This is a genomic window from Sulfurisphaera javensis (assembly GCF_041154675.1).
GTDB lineage: Archaea > Thermoproteota > Thermoprotei_A > Sulfolobales > Sulfolobaceae > Sulfurisphaera > Sulfurisphaera javensis.
Genome location: NZ_AP031322.1, coordinates 247,973 through 260,853, shown reverse-complemented (window position 1 = coordinate 260,853; position 12,881 = coordinate 247,973). Strand labels below are relative to the sequence as shown.

14 protein-coding genes are annotated in these 12,881 nt (G+C 34.8%); 2 read left to right on the top strand and 12 right to left on the bottom strand.

Going from position 1 to position 12,881, the window contains the following annotated elements; genetic code table 11:
• Positions 1-47: 47 nt before the first annotated feature.
• The 8 genes from ACAM25_RS01345 to ACAM25_RS01310 form a co-directional block, all read right to left on the bottom strand.
• Positions 48-437, bottom strand: coding sequence for a CBS domain-containing protein (locus ACAM25_RS01345; protein WP_369610560.1), 390 nt, complete (start codon positions 435-437; stop codon positions 48-50).
• An 87-nt stretch (positions 438-524) separates the two neighbouring features.
• A complete protein-coding gene (locus ACAM25_RS01340; protein WP_369610559.1) occupies positions 525-806 on the bottom strand; it encodes a ferredoxin family protein in 282 nt (93 codons plus the stop codon).
• On the bottom strand, positions 803-1,963 hold the full coding sequence (locus ACAM25_RS01335; RefSeq protein ID WP_369610558.1) for an FAD-dependent oxidoreductase: 1,161 nt from the start codon (positions 1,961-1,963) through the stop codon (positions 803-805). The genes ACAM25_RS01340 and ACAM25_RS01335 overlap by 4 nt, the downstream gene beginning before the upstream one ends.
• Positions 1,960-3,765, bottom strand: coding sequence for an FAD-binding protein (locus tag ACAM25_RS01330; protein WP_369610557.1), 1,806 nt, complete (start codon positions 3,763-3,765; stop codon positions 1,960-1,962). Before ACAM25_RS01330 ends, ACAM25_RS01335 begins: the two co-directional genes overlap by 4 nt.
• A gap of 283 nt (positions 3,766-4,048) precedes the next feature.
• Positions 4,049-6,283, bottom strand: a complete 2,235-nt coding sequence (cutA, locus tag ACAM25_RS01325) for a glyceraldehyde dehydrogenase subunit alpha (protein ID WP_369610556.1) — start codon at positions 6,281-6,283, stop codon at positions 4,049-4,051.
• On the bottom strand, positions 6,280-6,771 hold the full coding sequence (gene cutC / locus ACAM25_RS01320) for a glyceraldehyde dehydrogenase subunit gamma (protein WP_369610555.1): 492 nt from the start codon (positions 6,769-6,771) through the stop codon (positions 6,280-6,282). The genes cutA and cutC overlap by 4 nt, the downstream gene beginning before the upstream one ends.
• Positions 6,758-7,609 (bottom strand): glyceraldehyde dehydrogenase subunit beta, encoded by an 852-nt coding sequence (cutB, locus tag ACAM25_RS01315; RefSeq protein ID WP_369610554.1) that lies wholly within the window; start codon positions 7,607-7,609, stop codon positions 6,758-6,760. Before cutB ends, cutC begins: the two co-directional genes overlap by 14 nt.
• A gap of 211 nt (positions 7,610-7,820) precedes the next feature.
• Positions 7,821-8,621: a sulfurtransferase gene (locus tag ACAM25_RS01310; RefSeq protein ID WP_369610553.1), complete on the bottom strand. Its 801-nt coding sequence runs from the start codon at positions 8,619-8,621 to the stop codon at positions 7,821-7,823.
• A 104-nt stretch (positions 8,622-8,725) separates the two neighbouring features.
• Here ACAM25_RS01310 and ACAM25_RS01305 point away from each other — a divergent pair, with 104 nt between their 5' ends.
• Both ACAM25_RS01305 and ACAM25_RS01300 read left to right on the top strand, forming a co-directional pair.
• On the top strand, positions 8,726-9,193 hold the full coding sequence (locus tag ACAM25_RS01305) for a peroxiredoxin (RefSeq protein WP_369611706.1): 468 nt from the start codon (positions 8,726-8,728) through the stop codon (positions 9,191-9,193).
• Positions 9,194-9,203: 10 nt separating this feature from the next.
• On the top strand, positions 9,204-10,013 hold the full coding sequence (locus ACAM25_RS01300; protein ID WP_369610552.1) for a CoA ester lyase: 810 nt from the start codon (positions 9,204-9,206) through the stop codon (positions 10,011-10,013).
• Here ACAM25_RS01300 and porB read toward each other — a convergent pair.
• Genes porB through ACAM25_RS01280 form a run of 4 tightly spaced genes read right to left on the bottom strand, consistent with a single transcriptional unit; the run spans position 10,008 to position 12,873 of the window.
• Positions 10,008-10,913, bottom strand: coding sequence for a pyruvate synthase subunit PorB (gene porB / locus ACAM25_RS01295; RefSeq protein ID WP_369610551.1), 906 nt, complete (start codon positions 10,911-10,913; stop codon positions 10,008-10,010). The genes ACAM25_RS01300 and porB overlap by 6 nt on opposite strands.
• Positions 10,882-12,072, bottom strand: a complete 1,191-nt coding sequence (locus tag ACAM25_RS01290) for a transketolase C-terminal domain-containing protein (RefSeq protein ID WP_369610550.1) — start codon at positions 12,070-12,072, stop codon at positions 10,882-10,884. The genes porB and ACAM25_RS01290 overlap by 32 nt, the downstream gene beginning before the upstream one ends.
• On the bottom strand, positions 12,069-12,329 hold the full coding sequence (locus ACAM25_RS01285; RefSeq protein WP_369610549.1) for a 4Fe-4S binding protein: 261 nt from the start codon (positions 12,327-12,329) through the stop codon (positions 12,069-12,071). The genes ACAM25_RS01290 and ACAM25_RS01285 overlap by 4 nt, the downstream gene beginning before the upstream one ends.
• A complete protein-coding gene (locus ACAM25_RS01280) occupies positions 12,319-12,873 on the bottom strand; it encodes a 2-oxoacid:acceptor oxidoreductase family protein (RefSeq protein WP_369610548.1) in 555 nt (184 codons plus the stop codon). The genes ACAM25_RS01285 and ACAM25_RS01280 overlap by 11 nt, the downstream gene beginning before the upstream one ends.
• Between the last annotated feature and the right edge of the window lie 8 nt (positions 12,874-12,881).

Below are 12,881 nucleotides of genomic sequence, written 5' to 3'. Positions count from 1 at the left end.
TAGTAAAAAATAAAAGTAAACTAACTTAGTATAAGCAATATTTACTATCAATAAGTCATCCCTTCAGCTACCATAAGGGAGAAAGCTCTCGCAACATCTCTAATAGAAACTACTCCTACGCACTTACCATCCTTTTCCACTATCAAGTGCCTTATATTATTTTTAGCCATCAAATAGAAAGCATCATAAATACTCTTGTTATAATCTATTCTCACTAAGTCTGTTGAAGCTATTTCGATTGCCGAAGAGTCAAGAGAAAGACCCTTATGAACTGCTTTAACTATATCCCTTTCCGTTACAATTCCAACTATTTTTTCACCATCTTTAAGAACTACTGATCCTACACCTTCCCTCATCATGACATCAGCTACATCCTTTATAGTAGAATTTATTGGAAGATTTACTAAATTTTTGGTAATTAATTGACCTATTATCATAAATATATATACGCAATAAAAGTATTTTAGCCTTTCTATAGATAAAAAATCATTATGTTTAATAAAAGTATTTTTATTTCTCTTATATTAGCCGTATCTTAAAGATATTCCTAAACCATATCTAGGATATCTCCAAATAATATTATTAAATGGACAAACAATTTTACACGCTCCACATTCTAAGCAATTCTCATAAGATATTACAATCTTTCCTTCAGTGAAAGAATATACATTAGCTGGGCAGACTGTTATACATGGCGATTTATAAGTATCATAACATTTCGCACAGTTAGCCTGATCTTTAATTTCTAAATGGGGTTTCTCATCCCTCTTATATCTCAAAGTATAAAGTCTCTCCTCTACTCTCATTGAACCACCTCTAAACCTAACAATAGATGTTTTAATATAGTTCCCAAACTGTTCTTGTAGTACTTTAATTTGGACAAATCTCCTTCAGCCCAGCTAAGAGAAAAGTCAGTCACTAAATGAATGTAAAGGGATAGGTTATCGCCCTTTAATAGCTCTCTTGTTAATGGTCTTGATCTCATAACCTTAAGTATTTCACTAGCTTCATAGAGGGAATTAGAATAAGCATTACAACTTTCAGCCTTTCCAGCAAGATGTCCAGAAATTACAGCTGGTCCAATACCATCGAAAGTTAACGGATCTACCAAACCTAAAGCATCACCAACCACATATATTGAGCCTTCACATGGTTTAAACGAGGGAAAACCATTCTCTGGGATAATTTTAGCTGAATATTCTCTAAGGGAAAATCCTTTTATTAGTTCAGAGTATGGTTCTTTGAAAGTATCTAAAAGTTCAAAAGGTCTAATATCTCTTTGAGTTATTTCATCAACTTTAGCCCCTATACCTATTGCTACAGCATCTTTATATGTATAAATAAAGCCAGCTGAAGGAAGAGGATAATCTGTTATTATTCTCCAACTTTCACCCTCATCGCCTTGTAACCCAAATCTTTTTGCCACTTCATCTCTTGTAGATGCATAAACTTCTTTTATCCCAAGAACCGTCTCCTCACTCCTCAGTTCTCTTCTTAAACCCAAAGACATTGAAAGAAGTGCATTTGCACCTTCAGCTATAACTATTTTACCAGCCTCAATTTCTCCTCTTTCGGTTATAACTTTTTGTCCTTCTATCCCAGTTACGGTAGTCTTAGTAATCAAGACAGCACCAGCGCCTTCAGCTTTTTGAGCTAACCATTTATCGAACTTAAGTCTTGCAATAGTATACAATTTATCTTTTGGCTTAACACTTATCTCTGTCTCATTTTCTCTAGTTTTGAAAATAAGCCTCACTCTTTTTACTATTCTCTCAAAAGGTAAATCCTTAGTTTCAAAAACTTTAGATATTACTGCTTCCCTTATCATTGCCCCAGAAACGTTCTTAGCTCCAGGCTCGGATCCTTTTTCTATCATTAATACTTTATAACCGGCCTTTGCCATTGTGTATGCTGAAGCACTACCTGCTGGTCCTGCACCTATTACAACTGCATCAAATTTCATTCTGGGACACCTCTTTCTTTAATAATTTTTATTAAATCTGGTACGACTTCAAACAAGTCCCCTATAACCCCATAATCACAATTTTGGAAAATTGGTGCATCTGGATCAATGTTTACTGCGATAATTCTTCTTGCTCCAGTAATTCCTACTAAGTGCTGTACTGCTCCAGATATGCCTAAAGCTATGTAAAGCTTAGGTCTTATAGTTGTACCAGTTTGACCTACTTGTCTTTCTTTGGGATACCAACCCATATCCGCTAAAGGCTTACTTACCCCAACTACACCATGAAGCAATGAGGCTAATTCTTCAGCTATTTTTATATTCTCCGGCGATTTTATTCCTCTTCCTACTCCTATAACAACATCAGCTTCTGCTAAAATATTCTTTTTCTGTAACTTAGTGTAGTTCAAAACTCTGAATTTCGTGGATAAATCATCAACTTCTTCAGTAATTACTTCTCCTTCTTTAGGTATCCTTATAGGATAAAATACTCCTCCCCTTACAGTTATCATTACTGGCTTATGATTAGGACAAATAATTGTACTCATTTCCTTCCCTCCAAAATCCGGCCTAGTAGAGTATATTATTCCTTTTTCATCTACGTCGAAACTAACGCAATCAGCAATTAATCCAGTATTTACTTCTATTGCTGTTGTTGAAGCTAATTCCCTTGAATTCCTTGTTCCAGGGAAGAAGACTGCCTCTGGCCTATATTTCTTAATTAAAAGTGATAAACCCCTTGTATAAACGTCATTTACGTAAAATGGAAATCCCTTTGTCCTTGCAAAATAAACTTTATCAGCGCCATAATTAAATGCTTCTTTAATTATGCCTTCAACGTTATCACCAACTATCACTCCAGCGAGTTTAGTGTCTAACAAATCTGCTATCCTTCTACCTTCAGACATTATTTCCCATGATACTCTGTTTACCTCCTCACCATAATGATCAATGTAAACCCAAATTTCACCATTAGCTTTAACTTTAGGTTGAGGCTTTATATAAGTCTCCTTTATCTCATTCACCTCTTTTAACGATTTAACGATTTTGTCATAAACCCAGGAACTAGCATCGTTTCCCTTGTAAATTTCTGGGTTTCTTGTTTTTGGTGGAGGATGAACCTTTATTACCTTTGTGGGAGAACCAGCTAATCCTATTTTATTTGGCTCTGCTCCTATGTCCTCTTTTGAGAGTCTCGGTATTTTTACAGTCTTAGCTTTAATTAAACTAAGAATATCGGGTTCTCTTGGCTTGTTAATAGTCTCTAAAACTGTGAATACAGCTGGTAATGGTACTTCAACTTCCTCTTCCTCGACCTCAGTAGTTCTTATTACCCTAGCTTTACCATTGCTAATGTCAATAAATTTAGATACATAACCTACTGATGGAATCCCTAACCATTTCCCAGTTTGAGGACCAACTTGTTCAGTTTCACCGTCAACAGCTCTCCTTCCAAAAAGATAGATGTCACCTGGACCAATCTTTTGAATAGCTTTAAATAATGTATATGAGGTTGCCCACGTGTCTGCCCCAGCCATGGCTCTATCTGTTATTAAATAAGCCTCGTCAGCTCCCATTGCTATAGCATCCCTTAAGGCAGATTCAGCTTGAGGCGGACCCATAGTTATTACAATAACTTTTCCACCATATCTCTCCCTAAGTCTTATTCCTTCTTCTATAGCGTGAAGATCTGGGGGATTTATAACCGCTGGAACGCCCTCTCTAACTAAATTATTAGTTACTGGGTCAATTCTTAAATCATCAGCATCTGGAACTTGCTTAATTGAAACAAATATTCTCATCAACTATAATATCTAATCATATGTATTTAAGTTTACATTTGGTATTTTTAAAATCATATTGAATTTTATAAACTACAAAAATTGATAAGAAATATAGATTTTAAAGTTGAAAGTAGAAATGAATAAATAAAAAAGAGTATTAAAAACAAGGACATTATGTACTATTCCATTTAACAACTTAGCTAATTCACATTGTAAATTCGTAGTAGAAAATAAAAAGGAACAATTCTATATTTTTACAAAGTGTAAAAAATTATCTTATAAATTTTCGAAATAAAAAGTATTACAAGATATCTTCTGGCCTAACGGGAGTTTTTGTAAATCTTTTACCAGTAGCATCCTCTAATGCTCTAATTATGACCGCTGGACCTACAATTAATGCAGCCTCTCCAACCCCTTTAGCTCCAGTAGGCCATGCTGATACGTGTGGCTTGTCAACAAAGTGTGATTCAAACTTTGGTGCTTCTACTGCAGTTGGTATAAAGTAATCAGCATATGTAACAGTTAACTGACCATCGTCATTTATTATTGCTTCTTCGTACAATGCTTGACCTACTCCTTGTACAGCACCACCATGGATTTGTCCTTCTGCTAATGCTGGATTAATTACATTTCCAATATCATCATAAGCCTTATATGTTAAGACTTTAGGTATGCCGTAATCATTAACTTCAATTACTGCAACATGAACACCGTAGGGGAATGTTACGTCCCCAGGTAATATAATTTGAGCTGATATTCCTAGTTCTTTCCCATAATAACCGCTTTTAGCTACTTCGTTCCAGCTTACTTTTTTGCTTTTATCTTTTTTATGATAAAATTCGCCATTCTCATATTCAACCTCTTCTACGTCAGCATTTAATAATCTAGCTGCTATCTTTCTCATCTTTTCTAATACCTCCTTAGAGGCTAACATTGCTGCACTTGCAGCTGTAGCTGCAGTTCTGGAACCATAAGTACCCATACTTGCAACAACTATCTCAGTATCTCCCCAAATTACTTTTACACGATTAATGTCTATTTGTAAAGTATCTGCAACTACTTGAGCAATAGCTGTTTCAGTTCCTTGACCATGTGGAGTTCCTCCTGTTATTACTAGAACATCTCCATTCTCGTCAACTCTAACTTCGCCGAATTCCCAAGGACCAAATCCAGATATTTCTAGATAGAAAGCCATTCCTACTCCTACTTTTCTTCCTTTCTTTCTCTCTTCCTCTGCCCACTTCTTTAATTCATAATACTGTAATTTCTGTAATCCATCTCTTAAAAGTGAGAGATAATCACCAGAATCGTACTTCAGTCCAAATGGATTAGTATAGGGCATTTCGTTTGCTCTTACTAAGTTTCTTTCTCTGACAGTAATATCATCTAATTTTAACTCGTCAGCAACAATGCTCATTATTCTCTCAATAATGAACGTAGCTTCAGGCCTACTTGCTCCTCTATACATTGTAATTGGAGGAGTTGTCGTGTATACTGCCCTACTCCTTATACTAACACCCTTAATCTTATAAGGACCGGGAACCATCAAGGGAATGATTGCTGGTTGTAATGGAGCAGTTAATGTTAGATAAGCTCCTAGATCAATAAACAAATCACCTTTAATTCCTAATACAGTTCCATCATTCTTAACTGCCACCTCTCCTTTGAAAGTATTGTGTCTAGCCTCTGAAGCTATCATTTCTTCACTTCTGGTTGCTGTCCATCTTACTGCCCTTCCTAATTTTATTGATGAAGCTATAACACTGATTTCTTCTGGCAAGAAGTTAACTTTGCTACCAAAAGCTCCTCCAACATCTGGCATTATAACTCTTATTTTACTTGCTGGAATACCAAAGATTCTAGAGAACTCACTTCTAGCTAAATGAGGTACTTGTGTGGAATACCATATGGTTAAACTTCCACCTTCATAACGTGATACTATTCCTCTAGGTTCCATAGGAGATGGGATTAGTCTATTGTTAGTGATTTCAACTGGAATTATCTTGTCAGCTTGCTTAAATGCACCTTCTACGTCTCCACCGTTAAAGGTCTGATCAAAGGCTACATTAGTCTTTAGTTCTTCATGTACTAAAATCTTATCTTCTAAAGCATCTTCCATTTTTACAACTGGTGGTAATTTCTCATAATCTACGTTAACTTTATCTATTGCATCTCTAACTACATATTTATTGACACCAATGACAATTGCTACTGGTTCACCAGCAAATCTTACTTTTCCATCTGCTAATGGCTTTCTAGGAATGAATTTCCATTGTCTTGGGTCTTCATAAGTATTCCATATTCTTATTCCATCTTTTATGAGAGGTTCTAAATCTTTGTATGTATATACGGCTACAATCCCTGGCACTTTTAATGCATCAGAAACATCAATACTCTTTATTTTAGCATGAGAATAGGGACTCCTTACAAATCCTGCATATAACGCTGAAATCTGTATATCATCAACATATGTACTTTTACCAGTAACAAACTTATCATCATAAAGTCTTTTTATTGGTTGACCAACATATTTCATGCTCTCATCCTCCTAGAAGCGTCTTGTACAGCTTTTATAATATTTTGATATCCAGTACACCTACAGATGTTGCCATGAAGTCCATCCCTTATTTCATCTTCTGTAGGGTTTGGATTCTCTTTTAGTAAATAGTATGATTGCATTATCATACCGGGAGTACAATAACCACACTGTAATGCAAAATTGTCTTTAAAAGCTTCTTGAATTGGATGTAATTTACTATCTGATGAAAGGCCTTCTATAGTTGTGATTTCTGCTCCGTCAGCTTGAACAGCTAGTACTGTACATGATTTAACACTTTTACCATTCATTAATACTGTGCATGATCCGCATGTAGATGTATCACATCCAATTTTAGTTCCAGTTAAACCTAACTCATCTCTTAAAAAATGAACTAACAACATTCTTGGTTCTATGTCCCTTTCATACCATATTCCATTTACTTTAACTCTTATTTTTACCTTTTCACCTGGTCTAACTAACAACACCTAACACCTCTTTCAAGACGTTTATCGTAACTAATTGCATGACTTTCCTTCTATAAGAAGAACTCCCTCTAGAATCAGAGGGAGGATTTACTGAATTAGAAACTTTTTCGGCAAACTCCTTAATTTTATCTAGCGTGACACTACCAATCAGCATTTTTTCTAACTCATAAGGCCTATAAGGCTTGTCTGACACACCAGTATAAGCAACTCTAATATCATCAACCTTGTTATTTTCAACCTTAGCTAGAACTGCCATTCCTACTAAAGCAAAGTCTCCAGCTCTTCTAACTATCTTCTCATATTTGAATTTGTACCCTTCAAGAACTGGAAACTTTATCTCTCTTAATATTTCATCTTCCTTTAATTCTGTCGTAAATGGACCTTTAAAGAAGTCTTTTGCTGAGACATTTCTTTCACCAGATGAAGATACTAATATCATTGTTGCATCATAAGCTAAAGCTACAGCTGGATAATCTGCAGAAGGATCAGCATTACTTAGACTTCCACCAATTGTACCCATATTTCTTACTTGCATATCCCCTACTTTTGAAGCAGTTTGGGAAAGTAAAGGAAGTTTATTCTTTATTGTAAGATCTTTTACTATATCAGAATGTTTTGTCATCGAACCAATTGATATTGTTTTCCCTTCATCCCTAACAAAATATAACTCTCTAAGTGGATTCAAATCAACAAGAAATTTTGGCTGAACTAGCCTAAATTTTAACATCGGTATTAAGCTTTGTCCTCCAGCTAACGGCTTTACTCCTCCACCACTCATGAAATCTAACGCATCGGCAAGCGAAGAAGGTCTATAATATCCGAACTGAGGAGGAAACATTATTATATTGTATTTGACACAATATAAAAATCTTCTCCTTCATTTCAAATAAAAAGTAATTAATGCAAAATATGTATAGTTATTCATATTTTATTTTTATACTGTTTTTGGTATTAGCTAATATTACTTAACCTACTATATTGAGAGAAAGATAGTAAGAGATTCTGGGACAATAAGTTCGAAATTAAAAATATACTAGCTTTTCATTTGTTTAACGTTCTATTGGAACACCTACTAAATTACCGTACTCAACCCATGAACCGTCATAAAGTCTAACTCTTTCATAATTTAAAACTTCCTTGAGAGCATACCAGACTGCTGAAGCTCTAGCTCCAGTTCTACAATAAACCACAATCTCTTTTTCTCTGCTTATACTAGAAAATATTTTTTCTAACTCTTCTCTCGACTTCATAGTTCCATTATCGTTAAAAAGAACTGTCCAAGGAATGTTTCTAGCTCTAGGAATGTGACCAGCAACTTGAGTTTGCTCACATTTATGTTCTGGAGGTGCTGTAGTTATTCCTTCATATTCTTCTCTATTCCTTGCATCAATTAATTCAACAACGTTCAATTTAGGAAGTAACTCCCAAATTAATATCCTAGAACTCCAATCGATTTTCTTCACTTGATAATTACATTTTGTTAAGGATGGAATTTCATGACTAACCTCATAACCATCCTTTAGCCATTTAAATATTCCTCCATCAAGAATTGCAATGTCTTTATGTCCATAAGCTTTCATTAGCCAATAAGTATAAAACGCGTACCTATTTCCCATATCACTATATAAAATGATAAAATCGTCTTCTTTGATTCCTAAACTTCCCAGAACTTTACTAAATTTCTCTGGGGGTGCAAAATCTCTAATTGTGTCATGAAGCAAGTCTTTCCAGCGTAGTAAAATTGCATTAGGTATATGTCCTTCAAAGTAGTTAAACTCTGGGTCAAAATCTACTTCAATAATTTTTACATCACTTAAATTTTCATGCAACCATGTAGTACTGACAAGCATGAGTTGAAGACGAAATTAAAGATAATAAACTTTTAATATGCATTTATGATGTTTAAGCACGATTTGAAACCATATTTATATTCATGAGTTACAACAAATATATGATGCCAGAAGTAGGAGAATTTGCACCAGATTTTGAACTTCCAGATACAGAATTAAAAAAGGTAAAACTTTCTGACTATCGTGGAAAGGTAGTAGTATTAGCGTTTTATCCTGCAGCCTTTACAAGTGTTTGTACTAAAGAAATGTGTACTTTTAGAGATTCGATGGCAAAATTTAATGAAGTTAATGCTGTTGTACTTGGTATTAGTGTTGATCCACCCTTTAGTAACAAAGCATTTAAAGAACAAAATAAATTAAATTTCACTGTACTAAGTGATTATAATAGAGAAGTAATTAAAAAATATGGTATTTCATGGGAATTTCCAGCTCTTCCAGGATATGTTTTAGCAAAAAGAGCAGTTTTCGTAATAGATAAGGAAGGGAAAATAAGGTATAAATGGGTATCAGATGACCCGACGAAAGAACCTCCTTATGATGAAATTGAAAAAGTTGTTAAATCTTTAAGTTAACATTTTTTCCGTGAGACCCTTGTTCAGATCACAATTATATGTCCCAGCTAATAATGAAAAAATGATCAGAAAGACTGAAACAATTAAGGCTGACTCCTTTATTTTTGATTTAGAAGATGCTGTTCCACAACAAGAAAAAGAAAAGGCTAGAGAATTGCTTTCCTCAATTCTTCCTCAATTAAATATAAAAGAAAGTGTAATTTGCACAAGAATTAATTCTCTTTCTACTAAAGAGGTTATCAAAGATTTAGACTTTGTAATAAATAGTAACGTGGATTGCTTAGTTATTCCAAAAACTGAAAGTGATATATCTTTTTTATATAAAATGACTGGAAAAAAACTTATTCCCATAATAGAAACTGCAAGGGGATTAGTGAAGATTGAAGACATTGCAAGAAGTGAAGGAATAATAGGTATTACTTGGGGAGCAGCAGATTTAGCAGATAGCTTAAAGGCAAACGTAAAAAGCATAGAGGGAAGCGAATATATAAGACTAAAATTAGTTAGTATAGCAAGAACTTATGGAATCTCACCTATTGATAAAGTGTTTTTTGATGTAAAAGATCTTGAAGGTTTTAGAAAGGAGTGTGAGCTGGCTAAATCTTTTGGTTTTGATGGAAAACAGGCAATTCATCCTAACCAAGTTAGTATAGCAAATGAAGTTTTTTCTCCAAGTAAGGAGGAAATTGAATGGGCAAAAAAAGTAGTTGAAGAATACGAAAAATCTTCTTCTGCAGGAAGGGGTGCAATTACTGTTGATGGTAAATTAGTTGATGCAGTTCATTATCGTATAGCTAAAAGAATATTATCGTCATTATAAAATCACTTTACCTTCGTAGATGCTTTTAATTCTTTCCCACATTCTGTCAATATAATCCTCTAATCCTCTTATCACTTCTTCTGAAACTCCCTTATATCTGCCTTGTAATTTAAGGAACTCTTTGATAGGTTTCCTAGTCCTTTTATCTAAACAATGCATACTTTCTTGAGATATAAACAACTTTCCATTTTCATATTCTATTAAAGGCCAGTAACAAGTTTGAACTGCAAGTTTACCCAATTCAGCTGTTTTTGAAGGATCAAACATCCATCCATAAGGGTCTGGAGTTAGGACTTGAACATAAGAAAATCCCTCTATGCTTCTAGCTTTTTTTATTTTATCCATAAGGTCATGCAAATAACCAACGCTTGCTGTTGCAACATAAGGAACATGATGAGCTATCATAATAAATGGTAAATCTTTCTTATTTTCTTTTTTTCCTCCAGGAGTTGAGGCGGTTTTTGCTCCAAAAGGAGTTGAACCACTTCTATGCCCACCAGTATTCATATAAGCTTCGTTATCGACGCAAATGTATAAAATATTATCATTTCTCTCAGCAGCACCGCTTAATGACGCAAACCCTATATCTGCTGTCCCGCCATCCCCAGCCCATACTACTGGCTTAATATCCTTATTTCTTAGCTTAAACGCTTTTGCCATTCCAGCAGCAGCCGCAGGACCAGCAGCAAAAGCAATATTAAGTACTGGATAATTGTAAGTTGATTTTGGACCCATTCCTTGAATTATTGATGAACAACCAGCAACTACAATAAATACAGCATTTTCACCTAAAGCCATGCTTATAGCCTTTAATGCTATATTCTCTGGACACCCTGGACATGCTGATGTACCGGGTAACAATCTAGGTTTATTTGATATATCTCGGATTCCTAAGCTCAACCTTTTCCACCTCGGATGGATAGAACCATTCATTGTTTGTATTACCTTCAATAAACTTCCTCGTAAGAGGAAGAATCATGTCTTTTCCTATTGAAACCCCTCCTAGGCCAGTAACTACACCCTTTATGTTAGCTTCTGGTAATGTGGATTTTAACTCTAAGTAAAGATGCCCTCCTCTTCCAAAGCTCACAGACCTATCAAGAACTAAAATTCCTTGTTTATCTCCTAGTTTCTTTTTAATGTCTTCTTCATCCCAAGGTCTTACATATCTTATCCTATAAAGACCAATCTTTATTCCTTCTTTTCTTAATTCATCTACAACTTGCATAACATCCAGCGACCATGCTCCCATGGATACTATAGCGTATTCTGCATCATCAAGCTTATATGAATCATTAAGTGTAGAGTAAGAACCTATAGGAATTACTTTCTTTTCATATTCTTTACCTACCTCTTTTATAACATCAATTGAATGAAGCATTGCTAAATGAATAGAGTGTCTAAATTTCATGTAATCAATTGGTTGAAACATATTTCCAATGTCTACTGGATCCTCAGGATCAAGAGTGTATGGTTGTTTTCTTGGAGGTAAAAATTCATCTACATCCTCTTGGCTAGGAATATAAACTCTAGTTTTAGTATGAGATAATATAAAACCATCCATTCCTACCATCATTGGTAAGAAGACCCTCTCGTCCTCTGAAATTCTGAATGCTTGTAATGTTAAATCTAAAGCTTCTTGAGGTGTAGAGGCAAAAGTCATAATCCATCCACTATCTCTTTCACTCATGAAATCAGTATGCTCATTCCATATATTCCATGGTGCACCTACAGCTCTGGTTCCTACGGTCATAACAATTGGTATTCTGCTCCCTGCAACCCACCAGACCATTTCATGCATGTAAAGTAATCCTTGAGATGCAGTAGCTGTGTAAACTCTTACCCCTGTAGATGCTGCACCATAAATTGCAGCCATAGCTGAATGTTCACTTTCAACTCTTATTACTTCAGCGTCTAATTCTCCTTTATCTCTCATTGCAGCAAGTTCTTCAATTATATAAGTTTGAGGGGTTATTGGATATATTGCAATAACTTTAACTCTTGATAACTTTACACCTAAAGCTACAGCCTCGTTCCCAGAAATTACCTTACTCATCATAACTCATTCACCATAGAAATAGCTTTTACTGGACATACATTAGAGCAAACTCCACATCCTTTACAATATTCATAATTTATTGTTACTTTCCCATCAGATGGGATTATGGTATTTTCTGGGCACCATAAATAACAAGCTTTACAACCAATACATTTATTTAAATCAACTAATGGTCTTACTATTCTCCAATTACCTGTTTTACCACCACCACCTTCTGATGGTCTACTAACGGGAAAATATTGATAATTAAGCGACAATTGGGCTCACCACCTTTGTGTTTTCATAAGCTATCCTAACTGCTTTCTTATTTAGTTCAGCTAACTTTTCATCAAATTCTTCCTCTATAGCCTTCTCAAGAGAGGACAAGGAGATATGCTCTAATGCCTTAATTAATGAACCTAAAAGAATGATATTAACTAGGGGCCAACCAGATTTGACTAAACCTAAATCTTTTGCAATTTGAGTAGCATTAACGTAAAATGTAGTATGATTTAAATTAGGATTTGAGGACGAATTAATTATAACATATCCTTCTTCTTTTAAACCTTTAAGGGGATTTGAGATTTTTAACAATGTAGGGTCTAAAATTACAACATAATCTGGTTGCTCAATTGGAGAAGTTATCCTAATAGGTTGTGAATCAATTCTACAATAAGCTTCAATTTCTGCACCCCTTCTTTCTGCACCATAAAAAGGGAATGCAGAACTCCAAAAACCTTCAATATCTGCAGCTATAGCTAATAAGTTCGCTGCAGTAACAACACCTTGTCCACCTCTTCCGTGAAATCTTATTTCGAGCAATAAAAACC